General features: G+C 59.2%; 24 protein-coding genes and 1 pseudogene. 13 read left to right on the forward strand and 12 right to left on the reverse strand.

Going from position 1 to position 24,992, the window contains the following annotated elements; translation table 11 throughout:
• Positions 1–4 precede the first annotated feature (4 nt).
• The 3 genes from ACZ1GU_RS03235 to ACZ1GU_RS03245 form a co-directional block, all read right to left on the reverse strand.
• On the reverse strand, positions 5–277 hold the full coding sequence (locus ACZ1GU_RS03235) for a hypothetical protein (RefSeq protein WP_472646673.1): 273 nt from the start codon (positions 275–277) through the stop codon (positions 5–7).
• Positions 231–2,210, reverse strand: coding sequence for a chemotaxis protein CheA (locus ACZ1GU_RS03240; protein ID WP_472646674.1), 1,980 nt, complete (start codon positions 2,208–2,210; stop codon positions 231–233). The genes ACZ1GU_RS03235 and ACZ1GU_RS03240 overlap by 47 nt, the downstream gene beginning before the upstream one ends.
• Before the next feature lie 85 nt (positions 2,211–2,295).
• Complete coding sequence (locus ACZ1GU_RS03245) at positions 2,296–3,687, reverse strand: MATE family efflux transporter (RefSeq protein WP_472648693.1); 1,392 nt, start codon at positions 3,685–3,687, stop codon at positions 2,296–2,298.
• A gap of 111 nt (positions 3,688–3,798) precedes the next feature.
• On the opposite strand from ACZ1GU_RS03245, the gene ACZ1GU_RS03250 reads away from it, so the two are divergent.
• Entirely contained in the window at positions 3,799–4,578 is a 780-nt protein-coding gene (locus ACZ1GU_RS03250) for a class II aldolase/adducin family protein (protein WP_472646675.1), read from the forward strand.
• Between the two features lie 9 nt (positions 4,579–4,587).
• On the opposite strand, the gene ACZ1GU_RS03255 is transcribed toward ACZ1GU_RS03250, so the two are convergent.
• Positions 4,588–5,880, reverse strand: a complete 1,293-nt coding sequence (locus tag ACZ1GU_RS03255; protein WP_472646676.1) for a hypothetical protein — start codon at positions 5,878–5,880, stop codon at positions 4,588–4,590.
• Positions 5,881–5,990: 110 nt separating this feature from the next.
• On the opposite strand from ACZ1GU_RS03255, the gene ACZ1GU_RS03260 reads away from it, so the two are divergent.
• Entirely contained in the window at positions 5,991–6,557 is a 567-nt protein-coding gene (locus tag ACZ1GU_RS03260; RefSeq protein WP_472646677.1) for a (2Fe-2S)-binding protein, read from the forward strand.
• A 22-nt stretch (positions 6,558–6,579) separates the two neighbouring features.
• Positions 6,580–6,924, forward strand: coding sequence for an arsenate reductase family protein (locus ACZ1GU_RS03265; protein ID WP_472646678.1), 345 nt, complete (start codon positions 6,580–6,582; stop codon positions 6,922–6,924).
• Positions 6,925–6,928: 4 nt separating this feature from the next.
• On the opposite strand, the gene ACZ1GU_RS03270 is transcribed toward ACZ1GU_RS03265, so the two are convergent.
• Positions 6,929–8,302, reverse strand: a complete 1,374-nt coding sequence (locus tag ACZ1GU_RS03270) for an MFS transporter (RefSeq protein WP_472648694.1) — start codon at positions 8,300–8,302, stop codon at positions 6,929–6,931.
• A 115-nt stretch (positions 8,303–8,417) separates the two neighbouring features.
• Here ACZ1GU_RS03270 and ACZ1GU_RS03275 point away from each other — a divergent pair, with 115 nt between their 5' ends.
• The gene (locus ACZ1GU_RS03275) at positions 8,418–9,050 is read left to right on the forward strand and encodes a class I SAM-dependent methyltransferase (RefSeq protein WP_472646679.1); all 633 of its coding nucleotides are present in this window, start codon (positions 8,418–8,420) and stop codon (positions 9,048–9,050) included.
• A 5-nt stretch (positions 9,051–9,055) separates the two neighbouring features.
• Here ACZ1GU_RS03275 and ACZ1GU_RS03280 read toward each other — a convergent pair whose 3' ends face one another.
• Positions 9,056–9,703, reverse strand: coding sequence for a DUF7847 domain-containing protein (locus tag ACZ1GU_RS03280; RefSeq protein ID WP_472646680.1), 648 nt, complete (start codon positions 9,701–9,703; stop codon positions 9,056–9,058).
• A gap of 231 nt (positions 9,704–9,934) precedes the next feature.
• Here ACZ1GU_RS03280 and lipB point away from each other — a divergent pair, with 231 nt between their 5' ends.
• Entirely contained in the window at positions 9,935–10,642 is a 708-nt protein-coding gene (lipB, locus tag ACZ1GU_RS03285; protein WP_472646681.1) for a lipoyl(octanoyl) transferase LipB, read from the forward strand.
• A complete protein-coding gene (locus tag ACZ1GU_RS03290; protein WP_472646682.1) occupies positions 10,627–10,986 on the forward strand; it encodes a hypothetical protein in 360 nt (119 codons plus the stop codon). Before lipB ends, ACZ1GU_RS03290 begins: the two co-directional genes overlap by 16 nt.
• A gap of 1 nt (position 10,987) precedes the next feature.
• On the opposite strand, the gene ACZ1GU_RS03295 is transcribed toward ACZ1GU_RS03290, so the two are convergent.
• Positions 10,988–12,100 carry an alkene reductase gene (locus ACZ1GU_RS03295; RefSeq protein WP_472646683.1) on the reverse strand — a complete coding sequence of 371 codons (1,113 nt, stop codon included), beginning with the start codon at positions 12,098–12,100 and terminating at the stop codon, positions 10,988–10,990.
• A 67-nt stretch (positions 12,101–12,167) separates the two neighbouring features.
• On the opposite strand from ACZ1GU_RS03295, the gene ACZ1GU_RS03300 reads away from it, so the two are divergent.
• Positions 12,168–13,067, forward strand: a complete 900-nt coding sequence (locus ACZ1GU_RS03300; RefSeq protein WP_472646684.1) for a DMT family transporter — start codon at positions 12,168–12,170, stop codon at positions 13,065–13,067.
• On the opposite strand, the gene ACZ1GU_RS03305 is transcribed toward ACZ1GU_RS03300, so the two are convergent.
• Positions 13,064–14,383: a DUF2254 domain-containing protein gene (locus ACZ1GU_RS03305; RefSeq protein ID WP_472646685.1), complete on the reverse strand. Its 1,320-nt coding sequence runs from the start codon at positions 14,381–14,383 to the stop codon at positions 13,064–13,066. The two genes, ACZ1GU_RS03300 and ACZ1GU_RS03305, sit on opposite strands and share 4 nt — an antisense overlap.
• A gap of 41 nt (positions 14,384–14,424) precedes the next feature.
• Entirely contained in the window at positions 14,425–15,426 is a 1,002-nt protein-coding gene (nadA, locus tag ACZ1GU_RS03310; protein WP_472646686.1) for a quinolinate synthase NadA, read from the reverse strand.
• A gap of 99 nt (positions 15,427–15,525) precedes the next feature.
• Between nadA and ACZ1GU_RS03315 the strand changes: the two genes are divergently transcribed.
• Entirely contained in the window at positions 15,526–17,133 is a 1,608-nt protein-coding gene (locus tag ACZ1GU_RS03315) for a class I adenylate-forming enzyme family protein (protein WP_472646687.1), read from the forward strand.
• A 151-nt stretch (positions 17,134–17,284) separates the two neighbouring features.
• Positions 17,285–17,749 carry a FecR family protein gene (locus ACZ1GU_RS03320; RefSeq protein ID WP_472646688.1) on the forward strand — a complete coding sequence of 155 codons (465 nt, stop codon included), beginning with the start codon at positions 17,285–17,287 and terminating at the stop codon, positions 17,747–17,749.
• Positions 17,750–17,756: 7 nt separating this feature from the next.
• Here ACZ1GU_RS03320 and ACZ1GU_RS03325 read toward each other — a convergent pair whose 3' ends face one another.
• Positions 17,757–18,629, reverse strand: a complete 873-nt coding sequence (locus ACZ1GU_RS03325; protein WP_472648696.1) for an MBL fold metallo-hydrolase — start codon at positions 18,627–18,629, stop codon at positions 17,757–17,759.
• Positions 18,630–18,795: 166 nt separating this feature from the next.
• Here ACZ1GU_RS03325 and glpK point away from each other — a divergent pair, with 166 nt between their 5' ends.
• Complete coding sequence (gene glpK / locus ACZ1GU_RS03330; protein ID WP_472646689.1) at positions 18,796–20,265, forward strand: glycerol kinase GlpK; 1,470 nt, start codon at positions 18,796–18,798, stop codon at positions 20,263–20,265.
• Positions 20,266–20,305: 40 nt separating this feature from the next.
• On the opposite strand, the gene ACZ1GU_RS03335 is transcribed toward glpK, so the two are convergent.
• A complete protein-coding gene (locus ACZ1GU_RS03335; RefSeq protein WP_472646690.1) occupies positions 20,306–20,758 on the reverse strand; it encodes a DUF1465 family protein in 453 nt (150 codons plus the stop codon).
• Positions 20,759–20,877: 119 nt separating this feature from the next.
• Complete coding sequence (locus tag ACZ1GU_RS03340; protein ID WP_472646691.1) at positions 20,878–21,075, reverse strand: YdcH family protein; 198 nt, start codon at positions 21,073–21,075, stop codon at positions 20,878–20,880.
• A gap of 254 nt (positions 21,076–21,329) precedes the next feature.
• Between ACZ1GU_RS03340 and ACZ1GU_RS03345 the strand changes: the two genes are divergently transcribed.
• From ACZ1GU_RS03345 to ACZ1GU_RS03355, 3 genes and pseudogenes are all read left to right on the forward strand, one after another.
• Entirely contained in the window at positions 21,330–21,497 is a 168-nt protein-coding gene (locus ACZ1GU_RS03345) for a YdcH family protein (protein ID WP_472646692.1), read from the forward strand.
• A 111-nt stretch (positions 21,498–21,608) separates the two neighbouring features.
• Positions 21,609–23,880: pseudogene (ptsP, locus tag ACZ1GU_RS03350) on the forward strand (phosphoenolpyruvate--protein phosphotransferase).
• Between the two features lie 174 nt (positions 23,881–24,054).
• Positions 24,055–24,897, forward strand: coding sequence for a helix-turn-helix domain-containing protein (locus ACZ1GU_RS03355; RefSeq protein ID WP_472646693.1), 843 nt, complete (start codon positions 24,055–24,057; stop codon positions 24,895–24,897).
• Positions 24,898–24,992 lie beyond the last annotated feature (95 nt).

Raw genomic sequence — 24,992 nt, forward strand, 5'->3', positions numbered from 1 at the left:
AACGTCATAGCCGGCGGTACGTCACCAAAGGTCCTAGGATCGTCCGCGCCCAATCACTGTCAGGGATGTGACACGTCGGTTTGGCCGTTGCCTCGGGCGGTTCGCCAAAGCGAGAGAACAGTTCATGGCCATCAAGCAGCGCAACGGTTTGTCCTTCGATAAGAGTCAGCGCTTCTATCAATGGATCATCGTCCGCCGGCTTCAACTTGCCGGTTAGCTCGACAGCATCATCAACTTCTCGAACGGCGTAGAGCAGTTCGCATGCCTGATCGGTCATGCGCAGGAAGCGAATCTTGCCGCTCGGTACGTGCACCCACCGGGAGGCCAACCAGTGGCAGGATAACGCCGTCGATTACGGCGCGTTTGCCGTTCGGCGCGATGTCGATGTTTTCGGCCAGCGCGGTCTCGATGCGCTGGACCAGTTCAAGCCGGACTGCACAGCGGCGATCTTCATAGTCCGTGAAGAGCATTGCATGGCAGGCGTTCTCTTCTTGGGTGCTGCCTTCGTTCTCCTCGGTTTGAAGAGCGCGTGTGCGCGCATCAGACACCAGGTCATATGCAGCGGCAATATTGGTTACGTCGAGCAGGAGGATGGGTGACCCATCGTCGAGCAGGGTTGAGCCAGCGTAAACGCCGCTTTTCATGACGGCGGGCGCGAGTGGTTTCACGACCAGATCCCCGTGATGGTGGATTTTGTTCACCGCAAGCGCAAACAGGTCGCCGCTGGCTAGCCGCAGAATTACCATTGTTTGTTGCGCTCGCGCTTCGTCGGCGACGTGTAGCTCGAGAACCTCTGCAAGTTTGAGGCATGGGACGCGGTTGCCCCGGAATGTAATCAGAGACGTCTCGCCGACTTGCGTCGTGTCCAGCGCCTTTGACGATGCGTCGATGATCTCCTCGACATAGCTTTGCGGGATCGCAAAGCGTTGTTCGCCGATTTCGACTGTCAGACCAGCGATGATGCTGAGCGTAAGCGGAACCTTCAGGGTAAATATCGTGCCCACGCCAGGGGTGCTCGTAACGCTGATCGAACCGCCGACCTTTTCCAGATTGTCGCGAACGACATCAAGGCCAACGCCTCTGCCTGAGACAGCGCTGACTTCATCCGCGGTTGAAAAACCCGGCTCGAAAATCAATTGCAGGACTTTGTCGCGGCCCATGGCTTCGCGTTCGGAGGCTGTGAGCAACCCGGTTGAAACCGCTTTGTCAGCAATGCGTTGCTCATCGAGGCCATTCCCATCATCGCTCACGACGATCGAAATGGTGTTGCCAGATTGGCGCGCCGAAATCGACAGCATTCCAATTTCACGTTTGCCACCGGCAAGCCGCGCTGAAGGCGTTTCGATACCATGATCGATGGCGTTGCGAATGATATGGGTCAGCGGGTCGCGAACGGTTTCGATCATCTCGCGGTCGAGCTCGACATCGCCGCCTTCCAGATCGATCATGACCTGTTTGCCAAGCTCAGCAGAAAGATCACGGACCAGACGCGGCATTGCGCTGAACAGTGTTTCAATCCGCTGCATCCGCATGCGGGTCACCGCATCACGGACGTCTGAGAGAATGGAAGTCAGGCGCTCGAATGGACCGTCAATGGTCGGCTGATTGCCCGCTTGGCGAAGGCGGTGTCCCAAATCGTTGCGCGCCAGAACCATATCAGAAACGCCGCTCATCACACGATCAAGCAAGTCTACAGGAAGCCTGATCGAACGCTGGACAGAAGGGGAATTGTCGGGCCGCTGTGTGGCGCTCTCACTATCGCTGTCGTCGTATGCGTCGCACCCTTCGAGTAATTCCGTGGCGGGCGCATGTGTGGTTTCGGTCGATGCCTCGGCTGGAACGAAGCCTTCTTCCAAGGCAGAGATAAGGTGATCATCACCGCCAGCCGGCATGTCATGCCCAGCTTCGATAGCATCAACCATTTCGACAATCCGGTCTATGATCGCGAGCACTGCTGTGACTAGCGCGCTATCCGGTTCTCTGCGCCCCGCGCGGCAATCGGAAAGAGCATCCTCGGCGGCATGGCTCAACTCAGCAAGGCGAGGAAAATCGAAGAAGCCGCAATTGCCTTTGACCGTGTGCACAAAGCGAAAGATTGTATCCAGCCGCGCACGGTCTGCCGGATCAGCCTCCCAGGCGATAATCTCGCCTTCGCTAGCTTCCAACATTTCCCGGGTTTCTGCGACGAAATCCGCCAGCAGTTCATCCATGACGCCATTGCCCCTAATCGTTTCTGAGGCTCTCTATGGGCGATGATGGTTAACGAAGGGTCACCAGCCGGGCGCTGATGGCAGCTCAGGAAGCAGGTTTGCGGCGCAAGATATAAGCCACGATCAGCGTAGCAGTGACTGCGCCAAACAGGTTCGCTGCCAATTCGGCAGCATAGATGGCTTCGCTGCCCCAGCTCGATTGCAAGAACCAAGCGAATGGCAACATGACCAGGAACACACGGGCGAAGGACTGGCCCAGCGCAAAGCTGGCCCGGTCAACTGCGTTAAGGATTCCATTGCCGACAATGAGCAATCCGAACCCTGCATACCCCCAGGCCGCTATCTCCAGATACAGCGCGAATTCTTCGATTACTGCCGGGTCTTCGGTGAAGAAGTCAGCAAACCACTCACCCGCAGCGACCATCGCGATGGCGATTGCGAGACCCCAAACAAGGCAGAAACCTCCAGCATAGAGCGCGGCTTCGCGTGCGCGATCCAGTTTCCTTGCGCCCCAGTTTTGGCCGACTATCGCACCGATAGAACCGGACAGAGCCAGCAGCGGCACGACCGCAAAGCTCTGAAGGCGTCCGGCGGCTCCGAACCCTGCGACAGCGGCTTGCCCCTCCGCAGCTATCAGGGCCGTAAGAACGGAAAGTCCTATCGGATTGATCGCATTGGAACAGGCAGCGGGAACTCCAACCCGCAGAATAGAAATCATCGGGTCAATTATGCTCGCGCCGCGCAATTTTGCCGGATTGAACGGCAGATCAGTCTGCGACAGCAGGTAAAACGCCATCGCAAGTCCAAGTGCCCAGCCAATAATCGTTGCATAAGCGGCACCGACAATCCCAAAACCTTCAAATCCGAAAGCGCCAGTGATCAGGATCGGATCAAGCACCCAGTTGGCTGCGGCGTAAGTGACCGAAACATAGCTCGTCTTGCGCGCTTCGCCCTGGCCGCGCATCACGCCGTTCACGCCCATGATGGCAAGGATCAACGGGAACCCGGCGGCGTAGGGGACCATGTAGGTCATGATGATCGGCAGCAGATCGTCCGGCGCGTTCATCAGGCGGAACAACGGATCAAGCAGGAGATAGAGAGTGAGCGCCATGATGAGGCCGCTCACCACTGCAAAGATCACACCGAAATTCGCCCGTCGGGTTGCCTTATCATCTTCCCCTTCGCCCAGCGCTCGTGCAACCACCGAATTGATCCCGACCATCACGCCGACGCCCAAGCTGCTCAACGCTACCGATATCGGGAAAATGAAAGAGATTGCGGCGAGTTCAGCGCTGCCTAATTGACCGATGAAGTATGAATCGACCAAACCGATCGACATGATCGCGGCGACGCCGATCACCATCGGGAGTGTCTGGGAGACCAGATGGCCGGGAATGGAGCCTGTGGTCAGCTTGGCTGAATTGGTGCTGGACGCGCCCTCTTCATCAGTAGTCTTGGATTGATCAGAGCCGCTCATCGTCGACGCGACTAGCTGGATCAGCGCACCGCGCATAGCGAAATCCTTGTGCGGCGAACTCAAATCATGCGATATGCCCTTGCAGACGAGAAAAAGACAGGAATCGATACGATGGCAACTCAGCTCAAACCCGGTCAAACCAGCCTTAAAGATCAGGTCAGCAAGGAAGAGTGGCAGGCACGCTTGGATTTGGCCGCATGCTATCGCATCTTCGATCACCTCGGGTGGTCAGAATCGATCTACAACCACATTTCGCTGAAGGTTCCGGGTGAAGAGGACACGTTCCTCATCAATCCGTTTGGTATGCTCTATGACGAAGTGACCGCGAGCAACCTCGTGAAGATTGATGTCGAAGGCAACAATGTCGGCGGTTCCCCCTATATGGTGAACAAGGCTGGCTTCACGCAGCACGCCTATTTCCACAAGCATCTGGGCGAGAAGGCGGACGCGATCTGTCACGTGCACACCACCGCGACGATGGCCGTGTGCAGCCACAAGGACGGTTTGATGCCGACCAATTTCTACGCCTGCAATTTCCAGGATCAGATCGGCTATCACGATTTTGAAGGCGTGACGGTTCGCCCGGAAGAGGGAGAGCGGCTGGTCGAGAACCTAGGTAATCACTCGATCCTGATGTTGCGTAACCATGGGCCGGTTGTGATGGACAAGACCATCCAGGGCATGTTCGTGAAGATGTGGGCCCTTCAGCGTGCCTGCGAGATTCAGGTCGCGACGCTCGGAATGGGCAATCCCAATGTTGTCCCGCAAGAGGTGGTCGATGTGCACCAGCGCGATATCTCGGTCATGCAAGGCCAAGGCGGCGCGGGCATGTTCGACTTTGAAGCTTGGAAGCGCCGGGTCGACAAGATCGACGATAGCTGGCGTAACTAGGGCTTTGCCTTAGCCTTCCTGTTCCAGCGATGGGTTGGGGCAGGTGTAGACGCCATCATTTGTCGCGGATCCTTCACTCGCCATCAAGTTGGCGAGGAACGAGGTCTGCGTTTCGATCTGCTTTAAATAATCGGCGAAGGGGTGCTTTTCGCCATTCGCGGTGCGCTTGAAATCATAAGCAGTGACGGAAATGTCCTGCGCTGAAAGGCGCGGGTTATCGGCCAGATATTCGCAATAGTTTTCATAGCTGGATGCCATGCAGGTGACGCCGAAGCGCTCGCAACCGAGGAATCCCTTGGTGATCACCTCGTCATCCGGATTGATCCCATAGAGCAACCGCGCGCCCTTGGTCATGATCCCCGCGCGCGTATCGTCGGCTGAACCAGAGAAGGTCTTCACCGTGGTCGCCGGAGCCAGCAGCCCGATCGCGAGATCGCTGAACTGCGGGACGCGGTAAAAGCCTTCGGAAGCCGCTGCGTTGTCGGCAAAGCGCTGGTAGGCGAAGTCTTTCTCGTCATCGAGTAGCGGCAGGACATCGCCGGGATTGCCGACGGTGGAGCCGATAACGAACGCGCCTGAACTGTGCGAGAGCATTCGCACCTGCGCGCGCGCACCGCTTTGTGCCAGCGTATCGTTCATGGCGTTGAACATCGGGCGCATGTAGAACCCCACCAGCGGTCCGCTGGCTTGTGCTTGACCCCAGCATCTCACTCCAAGAGCGTCTGCGCAGCCATCCCAGAACACTTCGACAAACAAGGCGTTTTCATTTTCGCCAAGCGTCTGCCTGATCAAGCGTCGCGCCGCGATAAAGTCTGGGACCGCCTCAGCAAAGCGGGTGTTGAACCCATGAAAAAGGAACACGATTTTCGGTTCTTCGCCCTGCTTGAGCGCGCGACTTGCGATCACATCTCCGCGCGTGCGCCAGAGCGACAATTGGCTGTCATACCACGCGGACAGCTCGGCATATTCGCGTGCTTTTTTGGATAGATCATCCGAGCCCGCCCGCTCGATCGCCTCGCACAAGGTGCGGACTTCAGACGCCATCAGCTCTGACCGGCACGGTGACTTCCCGCCTGCGAAATGCTCAAACAGGCTGCCGTTCCAGTGATAATCGGCGATGGAATCCGCCGCCAGAGGTTCGCGCGGATAGACGCTGCCGAACCCGTCGACATAGACCCGCATCACATCGTCAGCAGGCGCGGCTGCAATCGCATCGAAATAGGAGATGCGGTGCGTGGTCGCGCAGGCGCTGAGCGTAACTGTCAGGGAAGCCAGCAAGGCCAGGCGAAGAGGGGCGAACATCAACTGTTTCCTCGGAAGGGGGTGGGAGGAGAGGCCTGCACATAAGGCGGTCGTGCAAAATCAGCAAAATTTGTTGGAACGATCAAGAGCAGGCGTTTAATGGCGGGTGAATGCCGCGCATGACAGTCAATGATCGCCCGGTCGAGTTCGACATGGAGCCTGATACGCCGCTGCTTTATGCGTTGCGCGAGGCTGCGAACCTGACCGGGACAAAAAGCTGCGGCGGGGGCGATTGCGTCGGCGCGTGCATGGTTCTGGTCGATGGCGCTGCTTTGCGGTCCTGCCTGATCACCATTGCTGAGGCAGAGGGCCGCTTTATCACGACGATTGAAGGATTGTCGCGCGATCGCTCGCATCCGGTCCAGCAGGCGATGGTGGCGGAACAGGCGATCCAATGCGGCTATTGCACGCCAGGTATCGTGATCGCAGCCGCAGCGCTGATCCAGCGCAATCCTTCGCCCAGCCGTCAAGAGATCGAAGAGGCGATCCCCAATATGTGCCGCTGCGGGGTCTATCCGCGCCTAGTGCGTACGGTGCAGCGCGCGGGCCGCGTGTTGCAGCGGCAAGAGAGCATCAGCGCAGCGCCTGCGCCGGGCATCAGCGCCGCCGATGCTGCCGAACAAGTGCCTGCATTGCGTGTCGTCAATGGTGACGATACGGCGGCGGCTGACGAATAGAGATTGAGACTAAGAGGACGAGATGAAAGCGACCATCTGGCACAACCCCAAATGTGGTACATCGCGCAAAACATTGGCGATTTTGGAGAACCTCAAGAACGTCGATCTGGCGGTGGTCGAATACCTCAAGGACCCACCAAGCCGCGAAAAGCTCGCTCAGCTCTATTCGGATGCCGGAATTACTCCGCAACAGGCCTTGCGGTTGCGCGGCACAGATGCCGAGGAGCGCGGGCTTCCCGATGCGGATGCTGACACGGTGCTTGATGCGATGGCGGCCGATTCAAGCCTGATGGAGCGGCCTGTTGTCGAGACCGAAAAGGGTGTCGCGATCTGCCGCCCGCAAGACGAAGTGCTTAAGCTGCTTTAGGCGTTCAAGCCTTTTCAGTCGTCAGCGTTGCATCCGATTGCAGGGTGCGCGCGCCAATCGCCAAGACGATCATGCAAAACGCGATGACCAAGCCGAAGCCGAGCCAATCGCTGATATTGTAGAGCCAAACTCCCAGGGCGGGCGCGTAAATGAAGCTTGCCCCGGCCACGCTGGCAACAACACCGGAAGCTTGGCCTTGCTCGGCGCGCGATACAGCCAGCGATGTGCCTGCGGTTGTGCCGGGCCTAAACAGACCGAAGCCAAGCGAAGCGATCGAATAACCAAGCGCGATGGTGTGCAATTGGTACGCCGCTCCCAGCACCGCGACCCCAAATGCAGCGATGACAATGCCCCAAAGGGTCGCGGCTCTCGGCCCGAGGTTGAGGCGCGGGATCAACCCCCATTGGGCGAGCAAGGTGGCGAGCGCGCCCGCCATCAGCACCAGACCAACAGGGCCAGCGCCTTCGGCAGGTGTCTCGCGCAAGCCAAGGCGATCGAGCACGAGGAAGCCCGAAATGCCGAGCACCATTGCCTGCGCGTGGCCGCCGAGCAAGCCTGCGATTACCCAGGGGCGCAGGCGCGGTTCAAACCATCTGAGGCGGCGCGGTTCCCCGGAAGGTTGCCTGCGTTCAGCCTCGTCATCCTCCTCCTCGTCGCTATGGTCGCTGCCCGATCCGGTAGAATAGGGGGCATCATAGGTGCGTCCGCGTGCGGGGAATTGCGGCTCGTCATCCGGCAAGCGAAATCGCAGTAGAACAAGCACGACCAGCGCCAGCACGGCGAAGCACAGGAACGGGCCGGTCAGGCCGATGTCCATGAACGGCAGGACCATCAGCGGCGCAAGCGCCGGACCGATCACCGTCCCGACGCCAAAGCTGGAGGCGATCAGCGACAGCGCATTGGTTCGCTCTGACCGGGCAGTGCGCGATGCAACATAGGCTTGCACCGCAGGCGGGGCTGCGCTGCCAAACCAGCCGAACAGGCTGCGCGCGGCGGCAAAGGCGATCAGCGTCCAGAACGCGGTCATATATCCGCTCAGGCCCGCCCACAGCGCGATGCCACACAAGGTCATCGAAACGACAAATCCGGTGAGGCCCAGTGCCATCATGGCTTTGCGGCCGCGCTGGTCAGACTTGCGTGCCCACATTGGTGCGCAGACAACCCAGAGCAGGGCTGACCAGCTGTAAGCCAAGCTGATCCAAACATCATTGACCTGCAATGCCGTGCCGATTGAGGGCATGACCGATTGCATCGCTGTGTTACCCGCAGCGGTGACGAGCATCACCATGAACAGCAGCGCCATCCGACCGTTTGAAATTGCACGCTGCGTCGCCACTGCAGATGTATTGACAGGATTTGGAGGGGCGGCGTTCGTCATAGCGTGCCGCAGCGCTAGGCCAGCGTGTTCACGGTTGCAATTGCCAATCCACGCTGTCACATCGCCTGCGAGACGGAAACGACGCTCTAATCGCGTCAGGTGGGGTCGAAAACGCATGAATTCCAATGATGTGGTAGTCGGCAAGCGGGCCAAATGGCGTGAGCGCTGGCGGCTTTATGCGGCGCAGTGCAGCGTGTTCTTTCGCGGCTTCCTTGAACATCCACGCATGGTTGGTTCTATCATTCCCTCCTCCAGATTCACGGTTAAGCGGATGCTTGAGCTGGTCGATTGGGGCAGGTGCGAGGTATTTGTTGAATACGGCCCCGGCATCGGTACGTTTTGCCGCCCGGTGCTGGAAAAGCTGCGCGGCGACGGCGCGTTGATCGTGATCGACACCAACCCGCTTTATATCGACTATTTGCGCAAGACGATCCGCGATCCGCGCTTTCACGCGGTTCTAGGATCAGCCGAGCATGTCGAGCAGCATCTATCGGACCTCGGCTTTGAACATGCCGATTATGTTCTGTCGGGTCTGCCGTTTTCGACGCTGCCAAGTGGGGTTGCGCCGGCTATCGCGAAGGCGACCTACGATGTGATAAAGCCTGGTGGCGCGTTTCTCGCCTACCAGTTCACCGCCGCCGTGCGTGACGAATCCGCAAAGTTTTTCGAGCGGATCGAGGCTGGGTTCGAGTGGCTCAATATCCTGCCGGTCAAGCTATACTGGGCGTGGAAGGAACCACGCAATTAGCCCGTCTATTCGAAGGTTTCGCTCACGTCCTCGGTCGAAGGACCTGCAAGCTGCTTGTATAGCGCAGCGTAGACCGCAATCGAAATCGTTGATGTCGCTGCGCCGATAAGCGCCTCGAAGAACGACATTGTCCAGAGCGACACAGTGTCGCTGGGGATTAGCGCGGCGACCAGACCAAACGCTCCCCCGACGAGTGTGGAAATGATCAGCAGAACGACGATCAAAAGCACCAGAAACAGCGCGACATAGCGCGTGTTGCCTTTGACAAGATCCCACGACCCTTTGATCGCGGCGAGTGGATTGAGGTTGCCCTCGATCGCCATAATGGGTCCGATAAGGACAAGCCGGAAATAGATGAAGACGGTGGCGATAAAAAGCGCGATGCCCAGAATTGCACCGACTGCGGCGCCGGCAATTGAAGACAATGCCGCAACTACGCCAAAGAACAAGCCGATCACCATACCGACCAGCACTGCTGCCAGAATGTAGGGGATCAAAGCCTTCAGACCGACATTGATAGCCTCACCGACAGTTGGTCGCTGGGTGCGGCCTAGCAGCGCCAGCAAGGCCAGAGTGCCAACAGTGCTGACCAGGCCATAGGCAACAATGTAGGGCCAATTGTCGCTGAAATACGCGCTTAGAGCAGCCTGCAACTGCTCCGGGTCTAGCCGCCGCAGCCTCAAGTTCGGCTGCCGGAGACAGCACGCCCAGCGCCAATGCGGGCAGGAACAGAAAAGCGCCTGCAACCACCACAACCAATTCGCGGTTTCCAAACAGCATCGCAACTGCATCGTCCCAGGCTTTTCCGATATCGAGTTTCACGTGTCGATCCCCTATAACTTTGCCACTTGATAACCGCGATAAACATCCCCACGCAATTGCTCATGTCTCACAATGCCCAATCCTCTTCGGTTCTTCAGGATATATCGCGCGCTATCGAGTGGCTGCGCGAGGATCGCCAAGTGCCCTACACCGAGGCGCTGGAGATGATGGAGGTGCGCAATATCGCGATTTCAGATGGCGAAGCGAGCGAGCTGATCTGGATGCTTGAGCACCCGCCAGTCTACACCGCAGGGACTAGCGCGGCAGACGATGAATTGCTCGACCCGCGGTTTGAAGTCGTGAAAGCAGGGCGCGGCGGGCGCTACACCTATCACGGCCCGGGCCAGCGGGTCGGTTATGTGCTGCTCGATCTCAAACAGCGCGGGAAGGATGTTCGGTGCTTCGTCCACGCCCTTGAACAATGGGTGATCGCCGCGCTCAAGGATTTCGGGGTGGAATCTTGGGCGGTCGATGGCCGGGTTGGGATCTGGACCAAAGATATTGACGGTCGCGAGGCCAAGATTGGCGCGATCGGCGTGCGTGTGCGCCGCTGGGTGACGATGCACGGCTTCTCGGTAAATCTAGATCCAGACCTTTCGCACTTTACCGGCATTGTACCGTGCGGAATTGATGAATTCGGCGTCACCAGTCTAGCGCGTTTGGGTCTCGACATTTCGCCCGCCAAGTGGGACGAGGCCCTGATTGCGCAATCCAGCGCATTTCTTGAAACGCTTGAAAAGGCAGAAGCCCGACGATGCGCGACAAAGTGACCGTTTTCCGCCCATTGGTTTTGGCTCCGCTGGCGCTTGTGCTGGCTAATTGCGGTGATGACGTAGCGACTGAAGAGGCGTCGACCAGCGATGCCGATGCGACCGCAAGCGGTGAAGTGCTGGGCGGCGCGATAAGCGACGATATGCTACCGCTCGATCAATTGCGGTCGCAATCACCCGCTGCGCCGCGCGCCGCTAGCACTGGCAGCAGCAGTTCCAACGCCAGCAGGTCCAACGATGACGATACTGGCGAGCCGAGCGAGCCTGCGAGCGACGAAACGCCAGAGGCCGATGTTTCCGACGAAGCACCGGCCTCCGAAAGCTCTAACGATAGCGAAGGCTGAATTAGGCGGCGCTGGCCGCCTTTTCTTCCTCCAGCGTTGGATAATCGATGTAGCCCTCTGCAATCGGGAAATACCAGCTTTTCGGCACGTTCACGTTCGGGTTGAAGTCCGCACCCACAGCGATCCGCTTTTCCAGATCAGGGTTCGATATATAAGGGCGACCAAAGCTCACCGCATCGCAGCGCCCGCTTGAGACATCGTCATCCGCTTCCTGCGCGGTGTAATCGGAATTGAGGATCAGCGCGCCTTTGTAATGCTCGCGGATCACTGCATCCTGCTTGGGAACGTCGGTCTGGCCGAAAGTGCCGTCGGGCCCAGGCTGGCGCAATTCGACGAACGCGAGATTCAAGTCGTCACACACTTTCGCTGCAGCGCCGAATGTTGCTGCCGGATTGCTGTCATCGGTACCTTGGCTATCGCCGTTTGGCGAGAGGCGAATGCCGACCCGGTCTGCACCCCACACGTCGATTAGCGCCTCCAGCACCTCGCGCATCAGGCGCGTGCGGTTTTCGGGCGAGCCGCCATATTCGTCTTCGCGGTGATTGGTGCCATCGCGCAGGAATTGGTCGATGAAGTATCCGTTGGCGCCGTGCAATTGCACACCGTCAAAGCCGGCATTCTTCGCGTTCTCTCCGGCGCGGTGGTAGTCATCGACCGTACGCTTGATATCATCGAGGGTTGCTGCACGAGCCTCGGCATAGGGCTGCTTGCCAATCGGCGTATGCGCTTCACCCGGAGCGGTCGTGGCGCTCGCTGACAAGGGCGCTTTGCCATCGAGGAAATAGGGATGGACGATCCGGCCCATATGCCACAGCTGCATGGCGATAAGTCCGCCTTCTTCCTTCACACCCTCGACAATCGGCTTCCACGCCTCGGTCTGTTCATCGGTCCAGATGCCAGGAGCAGACGGCCAGCCGAGCCCTTCGGCGCTGATGCCGGTAGCCTCGGTCAGGATAAGCCCTGCGCCTGCACGTTGGCGATAATAGGTGCCCATCATCGCATTGGGCACGAACATCGGCTCAGCCGCGCGTCCGCGTGTGAGCGGAGCCATGAAAATGCGGTTTTTGGCTTCAAGCGCGCCCATCGTGAGCGGTTGGAAGAGAGCGTCGTGCATTGGGTCTAGTCCTCTTTTGAAATGCTTTATGGTTCGCACTTGGCGTGTGGAACGCTAAGGCGCAAGCATGGAAAATCGCGGGGCTTCCCAAGAAAAGCTGTTTGATGTGCGCGCCGCGCTGCTGCTCGCAGCACTGCTCGGCGGCAATATCGCGCTCGCTTTGGGGCCGTGGTTCGTGCGCGAGGCTGATACCGGACCGGTAAGCGCGGCGTTCTGGCGGCTCTTCCTGGCACTGCCGTTCTTGGTGGTGTTCGCGAGAATGGCGGGGCAACCGCTTACGGGAATGCCGAGGAAGACGCTCGTTCTGGTCGCCATTGGCGCGACAGCGTTCGCGATGGACCTCGCCAGCTGGCATGTCGGCATCGGTCTGACGCGGCTGGGCAATGCGACACTGTTCGGCAATGCCGGGTCGATCATTCTGCTGTTCTGGGGATTTATCATCGCCCGCCTGCTTCCGCGCGGTATGGAATGGCTGGCGATTGTCTTTGCGCTCGGCGGCGCAGGGATATTGTTGGGCCGAAGCCTTGAAATTTCGACCGAGACCTTTGTCGGCGACCTGTTCTGCCTCACCGCAGGGGTGCTATACGCCGTCTATCTGCTGACCCTTCAGGGTGAGCGGGCGCGGTTCGGATCGTGGAGCCTGCTAGTATGGGTGAGCATCTTCGCCTGCCCGTCACTTCTGGCGCTCGCCCTCGCGCTGGGTGAGCCGGTCATGCCCACGAACTGGACGCCGATCCTGATCCTGTTCGTCACCAGCCAACTGATCGGACAGGGGCTGCTGGTTTATTCGCTCGGGCACTTCCCGCCGCTGATTATAGGGCTTGCGCTGCTGACCCAGCCGGCGGTAGCGGCGGTCATTGGCTATGCGCAATTCGGTGAGGTGCTGACACCGCTGGATATTACGGGAATGATCCTGCTCGGCGGCGCGCTCGTGGTTGCGCGCGCTTCTCGCAGCCGCGCCGCTTAGTCCCAGAACCTGCGATCAAACGCGCTGTGACGTTCTTCGACCATTTCGAGATCGGGACCCTTGAGCTTGGTCCGCGCCTGCTCGACCAACAGCCTACCGTGATTGCGTAGCACGCTGCGGCGCGCCTCGTCTTTGATTGGTGTTGCCGCATCGGCCAGCACATCAAGCATGACACGTGCTGCATTGGGGCTGGTGGCAACCGCGCTGCGCATGGCTCCAAACCCGCGCTCGGCATAGTGCGCGAAGCCATCGGGGCAGGGGATAACCGGACAACTATCTGCGTCTTCCCCGCACACATCCTTTCGCAAATCGCGCCGGCCAATCTCCGAGGTGGCAGCCCCCAGCCAATGCATCGCCGTAATCGCTGTAAAAGGGTCGTTGATACCGGGCGAAAGCGCTCGCAGCCCAATTTCAACCAACTCGTCGATCAGGAACTGAGGATCCTGTTCAGGTGTGCGGTAGGGGCCGAGAGTGAAATGTTCGCGCACCTTGTCGGCAATTTCGTCCGGATCTTTTCCATCGACATGCATAAGCGGCAGGTCGCGGTGCACGAAATCTCCGGTGCGCACGGTCAGCGAGAACGTGCAGTCATGCTCGCGCGCGAGCTCTTCCAGATCCGCGAAGTCGATCAATTGGACATAGCCCGTTTCGCAGGCGGCGACCGGCTCCCCGCCTTCGGGCTCTCTTGCCTCGGAGAACTGATCTTCGACCGGGTAGGTCTCGCGGATCGCATCGAGCAAGCGCGAACCGATGCCCTCAAGCACCTTGTTGATGCGAATGGAGGAAGGGATGTGGTTGAGAAAGAATACGAGGACAGCAACGCACAGTGCGAGCAGGATGTAGGCGACCAGAAGCGATAATTGCGGTGTGAAGCCCGGCAATGCTCCGGCAACCGCCCCGGTGCCAGTCGCAGGCGTCTCGTCTTCGGCGCGCACGCTGCGCAGCACGATCAGAGCGTAGACAAAGCTGCCGATGAATGTCGCAAGGCTAACCTGGTTTCCCTTGTCCTCAAGGAAGTTTGTGAGCAGCCTCGGGCCGTAATTTCCGCTCGCATAGGTCACCGCTACGAGCGTGATCGAGAAAACGGTCGCGGCCACTCCGATCATGCTGCCAGCCATCACGGTGAGCATGTCTGCCGCGCCCTTGGGACGGGCTGAAATCCACCAGTCTGCGTTATTCAGGAAGTCGGCGAAACCGCTGCGATCAAGCCACACCACAGCGAAGGCAAGCAGCGCGGCCCCGATCGAAAACAACGCAGGGTAGAACCAGTAATTGGAATTGAGCCGCGCCCAGAAGAATTGAATTTCCGCCTTCATGTCGAGCTAAACGCTCGAAACGCGGAAATGGGTATGGTCCTCTAATCCGCGCTAAAGGGAACTTTACCCAGATCGCCCATGCCGACAGTGCCGCCAGCCATGCCGAGCATGCGGTCGAGGCTCTTCTTCGCTTTCAGGCGCAAATCTTCCTCAATTTCGATCCGCGGCTCCAGATCGCGCAGTGCAACATAGAGCTTCTCCATCGTGTTGAGCGCCATGTAGGGGCAGATATTGCACGAGCAATTTCCGTCCGCTCCCGGTGCACCGATGAAGTTCTTCTCCGGCAGCGCTTTTTCCATCTGGTGGATGATGTGCGGCTCGGTTGCGACGATCAGCGTGTCGCCTTCAAACTCTTTCGCAAACTTCAGAATGCCGCTCGTCGAGCCGACATAATCCGCGTGGTCGACGATATTAGGCGGGCATTCGGGGTGCGCGGCGATTGGTGCATCGGGGTGCTGTTCCTTAAGCTTGAGCAGCTCCGTCTCGCTGAAGGCTTCGTGCACAATGCACACGCCTGGCCACAGCAGCATTTCGCGGTTGAACTTGCGCGCCAGATAGCCGCCAAGATGGCGGTCCGGGCCGAAAATGATCTTTTGATCTTCGGGGATTTGCTGGAGGATCGTCTCCGCGCTGGAGCTGGTGACGATGATATCCGAGAGCGCTTTCACCTCGGTCGAGCAATTGATGTAGGTCAGCGCGATGTGATCGGGGTGCGCCTCGCGAAAAGCGCGGAATTTATCCGGCGGGCAGCTGTCTTCGAGGCTGCACCCCGCATCCATATCTGGCAGCACAACGATCTTTTCCGGAGAGAGGATTTTGGCGGTGTCCGCCATAAACTTCACTCCGCAAAAGGCGATCACATCCGCATCGGTTTCAGCCGCCATTTGGCTGAGCTGGAGCGAGTCCCCGACATTATCGGCGATGTCCTGAATATCGGGCGTCTGGTAATAATGCGCCAGGATCACCGCATTGCGCTCTTTGCGTAGACGATCAATCTCGGCGAGCAAATCCTCGCCTGATGGCACTTTATTCTCAACGCTCATGAAAATGATCCCCGGCAATGTGTTGTTCTGGCGCTGATATAGGGTTTTTGCTGGGATTTGCGAGCGTTTTGGCTAGCATGTTCTCGAGGAGAGAGCGGCATGTATGAGCTGGACTTGAGCGAAGCCTATTGCCCGGCGCAGGAGGACACCGAGTATCGCGAGCGCACGATTGAGGATGTGCTGCGCGAGCAAGCCGCGATCCGGCCCGATGGCAAGGCTTTGCGCGAACTTCAGCCGGATGGTTCTCTGGGGCGCGAGTGGACCTTTGCCCAATTGCTAGCCGATAGTGAGAAGTGCGCGCGCGCGCTCGCCGCTCGTCATGCCGCTGGCACGCGCATCGCGATCATGGGCGGCAATTGCCCGGAATGGATCCTGGTTCAGCTTGGCGCGGCCATGGCAGGCCTGACGATTGTGACGGTGAACCCGTCTTTCACCCCGCGTGAAGTGCGCTATGTGCTCCAACAATCTGGCTCCAGCGCGGTCTATTACCAACCGCATGTGCGTGGGTCAGCCTTGCGACCGGTGGTCGACGAGGCAGCTGCGGGATTGCCAGCGAGCGCCTTCATAATCGACATTGAAGATCATGGCGAGCTGTTCGCGGGCGAGGGTGATGGTGAGCTGCGCGCAACCAAGCCGCACGACATCTGCATGATCCAGTATACGTCTGGCACAACCGGCTTTCCCAAGGGCGTGCTGCTGCATCAGCACGGGCTGGTGCAGAGCAATTACGATGTGTTTTCGCGCTGGAACTTGCGGCCCGGCGCGCAGGTGCTGTGCCCGTTCCCGCTGTTCCACACAGCTGGCAGCGCGGTGTGTGTGCTCGGCTGCCTGGCGCATGGGGCGACTATTCTGCTCGTCACCCTGTTCGATCCAGCAGCGGTGGTAAGCGCGATTGCGCGCGAGAAGCCAGAAGTGGTCGGCGGGGTTTCGACCATGATTTTTGCCATGATCGAGGCGGCCAAAGCCTCAGGCACAGACATTCGTTGCGTAGAAACGGTCATTTCCGGCGGGGCAATGGTGCAGCCGGAGCTGAACCGCGCGGCACAAGAGACGTTCGGAGTGCCGATCCTGATCGTCTATGGTCAGACCGAAACTTCGCCCGCGATTACCGCTGCTTGGCCGACTGATACGGGTGCGGAACTCACCGAGACGATCGGCCAACCGTGCAGCCATATGGAAGTCGCAATCCGGTCCCCAAGCGACAATTCGGTCTGCGCGGTGGGCGAGCAGGGCGAGATTTGTATGCGCGGCTTCAACATGATGGTCGGCTATAACGACAACCCTGAAGCTACGGCTGAGACCATCGATAAAGACGGCTGGCTGCACACGGGCGATCTCGGCAGCATGAGCGCGCGCGGTTACGTGAAGATAACTGGCCGGGTGAAGGAGATGATCATTCGCGGCGGCGAAAACCTGTTTCCGGCGGAAATCGAAGCGGCTTTGCTCGAACATCCTGCCATTGCCGAAGTCGCAGTTGCAGGCGTGCCGGATGAGAAATGGGGCGAGATTGTCGCGGCGTTCCTGCGCTTGGCAGACGGAGCAGAGCGCCCCGATGATGGCGAATTGAGCGCCTTTATTCGAGAGCGCCTTTCACCGCAAAAGACCCCTGCGCACTGGGTGTGGATGCAAGAGTTTCCGCTTACGGGATCCGGCAAAATTCAGAAATTCCAGCTCGCTGAGGCTTTTGCGCGCGGCGACTTGGCGTAGCTAAAATTGGGCCAGAAACCTCTCCATTTCGGAGCGGATAGGCTGCGCGTTAACCATCGCCGGTAACGCCCTTTTAACGCACCCGCTTAAGCCGGTTGGAAGATCAGCTTGCTATCCGGGAGGCTCGAAAGAGACTTTTGGGGGCTCTAAGATGATCAAACTGTTGAAGAAACTCGCTCTGGCATTCGCTCTACTTACAGGCAGCGCGGCAATGGCTGCGGATTCAGGATGGATTATCTCGGAGACCGATGGTCAGGTTTCGATCTCGCGCGGTGAAAAGTCGGTTTACGGTGCGAAAGGGACAAAGCTGCAAATCGGCGATGTTGTGCGAACGGGTAAGGGTGCCCGCGCGGTGCTCGTGCGCGGTGACGATTTCGTGATTGTCACTCCACAAAGGCAAGTCCGCATCGCTAAAGCCGAAAAGCAAGGCATTATCGCGCAAGCGTTTCAATCTGTCGGCAATATGATCTCTGGCGTGGCGAAGAAAAACAGCTCTCAACCCAATATGAACCAGCCCGCATCTGCGACAGTTGTGAAGGGATATGGGCGGGGTGGCAAAAAGCTCGATGCCAAGGAGCAAGAAGCCGCGGTCCATACGATCAACCCGGCGAATTGATGACGGCTTAGGCCGTGCTCCACACGCCATTGACGCACGCTACCAAGCCGCGCTTTTCCAAATCGATCAGGTGAGCCTCGACGCTCATCTCCGCTGCGCCGATCAAGCGCGGATCAAGCCCCTTGTACATCTCTGGAATGAACTCGGGGATCGGGCGGGCGCGCTCCCCCATCAAGCGCAGAATCTGGTTCTCGCGCTGACGGCGATGGCCGATCATCCCGCGCACCAATTGCCTAGGCTTGGTGATCGCCGCGCCATGCGCTGAGTGATAGACTTTATCCTCGCGCGCCTGCAGCTTCTCGAGGCTCGCCATATAATCACCCATATCGCCGTCGGGCGGGATCACGACACTGGTCGACCACCCCATCACATGATCGCCGGTGAAGAGCGCTTTGCTCTCCTCCAGCGCGAAGCACAGATGGTTTGACGTGTGTCCCGGAGTGTGCACAGCGGTGAGTGTCCATCCTTGCCCTCGCATTTGCTCGCCATCCTCGAGCACTCGGTCAGGCGCATAGGTGGTGTCGAAGGCTTCATCTGCGCGCGGACGATCTGACTTCAGCACCAGCGGCGCGCAGCCGACGATCGGCGCGCCGCTCCGCTCGGCCAAGGGGGCGGCGGCGGGCGAGTGATCGCGGTGGGTGTGGGTGCACATGATCGCGGCGACTTTGGCATCGCCGATGGTCGCCATGATCGCCTCAATATGTGCCGGGTCGTTGGGCCCCGGATCGATAACTGCGACGTCGTCTCCAGCGCCGACGACATAGGTTTGGGTGCCGGTGTAGGTATAGGGTGAGGGATTCGGCGCGAGCACGCGCCGGATCAACGGGTCGAGCTGCTCTGCGGTGCCTGTCGGCCAAGGTTTGGGCGGTAGTCCTGCCATGCACTTGCATATGGAGGCGAGTGTGGCAGAAGTCACGCCAGTCTTAATGTTCGGGCCATAGCCACCCGCACCCTCCACCCTTCCACCCGGATCATGACCCGGCGTGAAAATCCGGGTGGAAGGGTGGAGGGTGCGGGTGGCCAAGCGAAACGCAGGAAAGAAACGCATGGCCGACTACATTCTCGTGCTGGATGAAGGGACAACGTCCACTCGCGCGATGCTGTTCGCGAGCGATGGCAAGATGGTGGCGGTCGCGCAGCAGGAGCTGACGCAGCATTACCCGCAAGCGGGTTGGGTTGAGCATGATGCGGCGGAGATTTGGGACAAGACTTTGGCCTGCGCGCTTGAGGTGGTTCCCAAAGCAGGCGGCGCGGCCAGCATTGCAGCGATCGGCATCACCAACCAGCGCGAGACTGTTGTTGCTTGGGACAAAAATACGGGCGAGCCGCTGCACCGCGCGATCGTGTGGCAGGATCGGCGGACAGAGCCTTTCTGCGTCGAACTGCGTGCAAAGGGTCACGAAAGCGACGTGCAAGCCCGAACAGGCCTGCTGCTCGATCCCTATTTCTCCGGCACAAAGATGCACTGGCTGCTTGATAATTCGCCAGAGGTGAAAGCGGCAGCAGGAAAAGGTACGCTCGCCTTTGGCACCATCGAAAGCTGGCTGACCTTTAAGCTGACCGGCGGAGCGCACGTGTCAGACGCCAGCAATGCGAGCCGCACGCTGCTACTCGAACTGGGCGGGGCACAATTCGATGCTGGACTGTGCGAATTGCTCGGCGTGCCGCATGGCGCGCTGCCCGAAGTGGTCGATATGTCAGGTCGCTTGGGAGAGACCGATCCCGAGCTGTTCGGGCGTGCGATCCCCATCACTGGCATGGTCGGCGACCAGCAGGCTGCGACCATCGGGCAGGCTTGTCTGTCGCCTGGAGAAACCAAAGCGACCTATGGCACAGGCGCGTTTGTGCTCACCAATCAAGGGAGCATCATACCGCGCTCGCAAAACCGTTTGCTTGGCACGGTGCTGACACAGATTGGCGGCGAGCGGACTTACGCTATTGAAGGGTCAGTATTTGTGGCCGGCTCTTTGGTCCAATGGCTGCGAGATTCTCTTGGAATCGTCGATGTGGCAAGCCAGACCGAGGAGCTGGCTCGCTCGATTCCTGATACAGGCGGGGTTACCATCGTCCCTGCGCTGGCAGGCCTGGGCGCACCGCATTGGCGAGCCGAGGCGCGCGGGCTGATTTCGGGGCTAAGCTTTGCGAGCGGAAAGGCCGAGCTGGCGCGCGCTGCATTGGAAGCGATGGCGCATCAAACGCATGATCTGGCCGAAGCCTTCGCGAAAGACGGCACACGCTGGGCCACTCTACGGATTGACGGCGGGATGAGCGCCAATGACTGGATGGCACAAGACCTCGCCGACGTGCTGAACGTCACAGTCGAGCGGCCTGAATTCGTCGAGACGACCGCATTGGGCGCGGCGATGCTCGCGGCGGCTGGGGCTGGGCTTTACTCGGATCTTGATGCCGCGGCACAGGCAATGCGCGGCAAGCTCCACAGCTTTACGCCCGGCATGGATGCGGGCGTGCGCGAGGAACGGCTCGAGCGCTGGAAGAAGGCGTTGGCTGCGGCGTAGGTTTATTATGCCATAGCCGCCCACACCGTCGATGGGGGGGCTACCCGAATTCGCGGCCCAGACGATCCTGAAACGTACGCACGGGCGAATCCGGTTCAAATCCGCCGCGCCATGCCCGGTCAAGCCGTGCGATCCGCGCATGCAGCATAACGGTTTCTTCGATCAATTCGCAGGTCGCAGGCTCGAGCAGTACCAATTGCTCAGGGTCCACCGGGCGATCTTCGGGCAGCTCGCCGTGCCGACGCACCTGGGACTCGCTTAGCTCTCCCGAAAAGTAAGCGCGCTGATTGAGCAGCCAAGCCAGCGCATGCATCATCCGTGTGGTGGTTTTCAGCCCCTCGATCGACATTGCCAGACGAACACTGTCAACCTCGCCGCTCGACGGTTGTTTCATTCCGAGCGCAAAAACTGCGCGCACTTCATCCGCGAGGACAAGTGCTTCGCTGTAAAGCGCCTCGATGATTGGCTGGGACAGGTTGTTCTTGGAATCCATAACGGCCCCAATCGCTACGCCCGGTTTTTCCGACGCGCCAGATTGGTAACCAGAATATCCCGCCGAAAATGGCATTCCGTCCCTCGCTGGGACACAATCGCAAAGCTGCTTTGGGTAGCCTATGCGATGATATCGGGCAGCAGATTGTCTTCGATGAGGGCGATTTGATCTTTGAGCCGCAACTTGCGCTTCTTAAGGCGCGCGATTTGCAATTGGTCGGTTGATCCGGCCTGGATCAAAGCGTCGATAGCAGCGTTCAAATCACCATGTTCGGTGCGGAGCAATTCCAAGCGCTTTCGCAATTCTGCTTCGTTCACGTATCCAGATCCCTCGTGACCCATATTGGGTTTCTCATTCGCGTCGCAGGATAGGTAACGGCGCGGAGAAAATCGACCACAAAGTGCGTTGGCCCCCTGCGCCTGCCGCACAAAGCAAACATCGTCTCGCAATTCGATCAAGATCCGCTTTGAATCGTTTTCGGTTTGTGGTTGTATGTGGGCATGCGGTTCGTCCGCATTGGACGAGTCGCTCCATCAACGGGGTTCATCACCCCCTATTCAGGAGACTCTTTATGGCATCGTCAGCAGGATCATCCCACCTCAACGCGCTGGAAACAAAGCATGCAGGCCTCGAAGCCCGGCTTCGCGCAGAGATGAACCGGCCTGCTCCTGATGCTGCGACAATCCAAGCGCTGAAAAAACAGAAGCTACGATTGAAAGAAGAGATGGTCCAGAACTGAGCCGATTTGCGGCAAATCACGCCGCGAACCTAGCAGATTTCTGCCCAAACGCGCGGTGGCGACGTAGTGACGCTTTGCTTTTGTGCGGCGGTTCTCTAACCGGTATAGGCTATGAGTGCAGCCGCATCCGCCCGTCAGATTCTCACCCGCCTCCACGAGGTGATGGCCTCGCGCATGCATGCGCAGGGCAAACTCGACAAAGTGGTGCAGATTATTGGCGAGTCCCTCGATAGCGAGGTTTGCTCGATCTATTTGCTGCGCGAGAGCATGCTGGAGCTATTCGCGACTGAAGGCCTCAACAAAAGCGCGGTCCACGTTACCCGTATGGCGATTGGTGAAGGGCTGACCGGAACAATCGCCGACCGGGTTGAAACGCTCAACCTGGCTGAGGCGAAGGCGCATCCCGACTTCCAGTATCGGCCAGAGACTGGTGAAGATAAATTCCATTCCTTTGCCGGCGTGCCGATTGTCTATCGTGAGCGAGCCGTCGGAGTGTTGTGCGTCCAGCATGTCGAACCGCGCCGGTACGAAGAAGTCGAGATCGAAGCGCTGCAAACCACCGCGATGGTGTTGTCGGAGCTGATCGCGAACGCAGAGCTGGTCGACGAGGAGGAAGCCCGTAGCCTTGCTGAAGGGTTGACCGGAACCCAGACCCTGAGCGGGTTGACACTGGTCAAGGGTCTCGCGTCCGGCATCGCGGTATATCACCAACCGCGCGTGCAAATCGATCAAGTGATGGCCGACGATATCGAGGCCGAGCGCGACCGGGTCTATCGCGCTTTCGACAAGATGCGCGAGCAGATCGATAACCTGTCAAACCAGGCAGAGTTTGGCATTGGCGGCGAGCACGAGGAAGTGCTCGAGACATACAAGATGTTTGCCTATGACGAGGGTTGGTCACGGCGCATCAATGAAGCAATCGACAGTGGCCTCACGGCGGAGGCGGCGATTGAGCGGGTCCAGCAACGCACCCGGATGCGCATGCGCGAGATTGACGATGCGCTGCTGGCTGACCGGATGCACGATCTGGAAGACCTTTCCAATCGCTTGTTGCGGATCGTCTCGGGCCAATTGGGAACGGCGGCCAGCCAGGGCCTGCGGCGCGATACTATCTTGATCGCGCGCAATCTGGGCCCGGCTGAATTGCTCGAATATGACCGCCGCCGTCTGAAAGGCGTGATCCTTGAAGAAGGCTCGCTCACAGCGCATGTCGTGATCGTCGCGCGCGCAATGGGCGTGCCGGTTTTGGGACGCGCTTCGGGCCTTCGCGGGGTCATTCGCGAGGGCGATGAAGTGCTGCTTGACGCCGATCAGGCGACCGCGACGGTGCGGCCCAACGCGCAAATGGCGGAAGCGTTCGAAGCGCGCTTTGCGGAATCTCGCAAGAAGCAGGCCGCCTATGCAGAACTGCGCGATGTCGAACCGTTCACCCGCTGCGGAACACGCATTCAGGTGATGATGAATGCCGGCCTGCGCGATGATATGAGTGCATTGGCCAGCAGCGGCGCGGACGGCGTCGGCTTGTTCCGCACAGAATTTCAGTTCCTCGTATCAGCGACTTTGCCGCAGCGCGAACGGCAAACAAAGCTCTATCGCGACGTGCTAGAGGCGGCGGGCGACAAGCCGGTGATCTTCCGCACAGTCGATATCGGCGGAGACAAGGCCGTGCCTTACCTCGCCAGCGCCGAAGCCGAACAAGATGAAAACCCGGCGATGGGTTGGCGGGCTCTTCGGCTCGCGCTCGAACGTGACGGTCTGCTCAAAGTGCAGGCCCGCTCTCTGCTTGAAGCGTCAGTACGGGCGTCCGCTTTATGTAATGTTCCCGATGGTTTCCGAGCCATGGGAGTTTGACGCTGCAAAATCGGTGTTCGAGGATCAGCTGGCGTTCCTGCGCCGTAAGAAGAAGATGATCCCCGATGCAATCTATTACGGCGCGATGCTGGAAGTGCCAGCACTGGCCGAAATGCTCGATTTGCTCTGCCCCAAGCTCAGCTTCTTGTCGGTGGGTACCAATGACCTGACGCAATTCCTGTTCGCAGCGGACCGCGCGAACCCTCTGCTGGCACAGCGTTACGACTGGCTCAGTCACTCGATCATGCGGTTCTTGCGCCGGGTCACGCAATCTACCGTGGGGACAAATGTTGATCTGGGTGTATGCGGCGAAATGGGTGGTCGCAGGCTGGAGGCATTGGCGCTTCTCGGGATCGGGTTCCGGCGGCTTTCGATTACGCCGGCTGCTGTGGGCCCGATCAAGGAATTGGTGCGAAAGGTCGATCTGGCAGAAATCACCGAAGCGATGACAGGCTGGCTGTCTGACCCGAGTATCAACCTGCGCGATGAGTTGAGCCAATGGGCAGCTCAACGCGAAATCGAAACCGACTGACCTGTCCTTGTCGGCATTGACCGCTCGCCAGCGCCGCCCTGCCGCGCGGGGTTGCGGTGAGGCGTTAACTTGCTTGACAGTTGGGATGTCGACCGATTGTGTGGTAAATACGCCCGTCGGGTAATGAGAAGGCTCGCAAAAGAGCTATTTTGAAAAGGTCGTAAGGTTCGGGTCATGGACAACGAACAGCAAGCAGTTGTGGACGAGCTGCCACTCGAGGGTGTGGGCGCGAAAATGCGCCGCGCGCGCGAAGAAAAAGGGTTGTCGCTGCCTCAGGTCGCAGCTGAAACCCGCATTCCCGAACGCCATCTCACTTTGATCGAAGACGGCAATTTTGCCGCACTTCCTGCGCGCACCTATGCAATCGGATTTTCGCGAACCTATGCGCGCATGCTTGGTCTCGATGAAGTTGAAATCGCCGATCAGGTCCGGGTTGAACTGAATGAGACAGAAGCGGACAGGCAATACGCACCTGCGGGAATGGAGCCTGGTGACGCAGCGAAATTGCCATCGCGCGGGCTCGCCTGGGCCGGAGGCATTGCAGCCGTTTTGCTGATTGCTGGCATGGCGACATTCTATTCGACCTTCTACGGCGCCGGAACCGGGCCGGGATCTCTGATCGACCGTTCCGAGCCGCAAGTGGCTGAAAATGAAGCTGGCGAAACCGCCGGTGAAACAGCGACCGCCGCCACGGCCACTGCGTCTGCCGACGGGCAAGTTATCCTGACTGCGCTCGAAGATATGTGGGTGCGCATCTACGATGAACAGTATGATGCGGGTGGAGAGCCTTTGTTCGAAGGGACACTTAGTAGCGGTGAAACTTTCGAATTGCCTCGCAATGTCGCCGGGCCGCGGATCAACACGGGGCGTCCGGATGCACTGGAAATCACTGTTGACGGCCAGCCGGTCCCGAAGCTGGCTGAGGAGCCCATCACCTTGGGCGATGCGCAAATATCCGCAGCGGCTCTGCTGGCGCGGGCAAGCCAGCCGTCTCCCGCAGCAACGCCGGACACCTGACGACAGCTGATCGGGCGCAGAGGCAGGCCTGTCACATCGTTTGTCACAAGGTTTTACAGGCCGAAGCGCAAATTAACCAAGGATAACGCCGCCGC

It is taken from the genome of Erythrobacter sp. HA7-11 (assembly GCF_055693605.1).

Coding starts and splice junctions, on each gene's coding strand:
- ACZ1GU_RS03235 (WP_472646673.1), bottom strand. CDS start 277: ATGACCGATCAGGCATGCGAACTGCTCTACGCCGTTCGAGAAGTTGAT.
- ACZ1GU_RS03240 (WP_472646674.1), bottom strand. CDS start 2,210: ATGGATGAACTGCTGGCGGATTTCGTCGCAGAAACCCGGGAAATGTTG.
- ACZ1GU_RS03245 (WP_472648693.1), bottom strand. CDS start 3,687: ATGAGCGGCTCTGATCAATCCAAGACTACTGATGAAGAGGGCGCGTCC.
- ACZ1GU_RS03250 (WP_472646675.1), top strand. CDS start 3,799: ATGGCAACTCAGCTCAAACCCGGTCAAACCAGCCTTAAAGATCAGGTC.
- ACZ1GU_RS03255 (WP_472646676.1), bottom strand. CDS start 5,880: ATGTTCGCCCCTCTTCGCCTGGCCTTGCTGGCTTCCCTGACAGTTACG.
- ACZ1GU_RS03260 (WP_472646677.1), top strand. CDS start 5,991: ATGCCGCGCATGACAGTCAATGATCGCCCGGTCGAGTTCGACATGGAG.
- ACZ1GU_RS03265 (WP_472646678.1), top strand. CDS start 6,580: ATGAAAGCGACCATCTGGCACAACCCCAAATGTGGTACATCGCGCAAA.
- ACZ1GU_RS03270 (WP_472648694.1), bottom strand. CDS start 8,302: ATGACGAACGCCGCCCCTCCAAATCCTGTCAATACATCTGCAGTGGCG.
- ACZ1GU_RS03275 (WP_472646679.1), top strand. CDS start 8,418: ATGAATTCCAATGATGTGGTAGTCGGCAAGCGGGCCAAATGGCGTGAG.
- lipB (WP_472646681.1), top strand. CDS start 9,935: ATGTCTCACAATGCCCAATCCTCTTCGGTTCTTCAGGATATATCGCGC.
- ACZ1GU_RS03290 (WP_472646682.1), top strand. CDS start 10,627: ATGCGCGACAAAGTGACCGTTTTCCGCCCATTGGTTTTGGCTCCGCTG.
- ACZ1GU_RS03295 (WP_472646683.1), bottom strand. CDS start 12,100: ATGCACGACGCTCTCTTCCAACCGCTCACGATGGGCGCGCTTGAAGCC.
- ACZ1GU_RS03300 (WP_472646684.1), top strand. CDS start 12,168: ATGGAAAATCGCGGGGCTTCCCAAGAAAAGCTGTTTGATGTGCGCGCC.
- ACZ1GU_RS03305 (WP_472646685.1), bottom strand. CDS start 14,383: ATGAAGGCGGAAATTCAATTCTTCTGGGCGCGGCTCAATTCCAATTAC.
- nadA (WP_472646686.1), bottom strand. CDS start 15,426: ATGAGCGTTGAGAATAAAGTGCCATCAGGCGAGGATTTGCTCGCCGAG.
- ACZ1GU_RS03315 (WP_472646687.1), top strand. CDS start 15,526: ATGTATGAGCTGGACTTGAGCGAAGCCTATTGCCCGGCGCAGGAGGAC.
- ACZ1GU_RS03320 (WP_472646688.1), top strand. CDS start 17,285: ATGATCAAACTGTTGAAGAAACTCGCTCTGGCATTCGCTCTACTTACA.
- ACZ1GU_RS03325 (WP_472648696.1), bottom strand. CDS start 18,629: ATGGCAGGACTACCGCCCAAACCTTGGCCGACAGGCACCGCAGAGCAG.
- glpK (WP_472646689.1), top strand. CDS start 18,796: ATGGCCGACTACATTCTCGTGCTGGATGAAGGGACAACGTCCACTCGC.
- ACZ1GU_RS03335 (WP_472646690.1), bottom strand. CDS start 20,758: ATGGATTCCAAGAACAACCTGTCCCAGCCAATCATCGAGGCGCTTTAC.
- ACZ1GU_RS03345 (WP_472646692.1), top strand. CDS start 21,330: ATGGCATCGTCAGCAGGATCATCCCACCTCAACGCGCTGGAAACAAAG.
- ACZ1GU_RS03355 (WP_472646693.1), top strand. CDS start 24,055: ATGGACAACGAACAGCAAGCAGTTGTGGACGAGCTGCCACTCGAGGGT.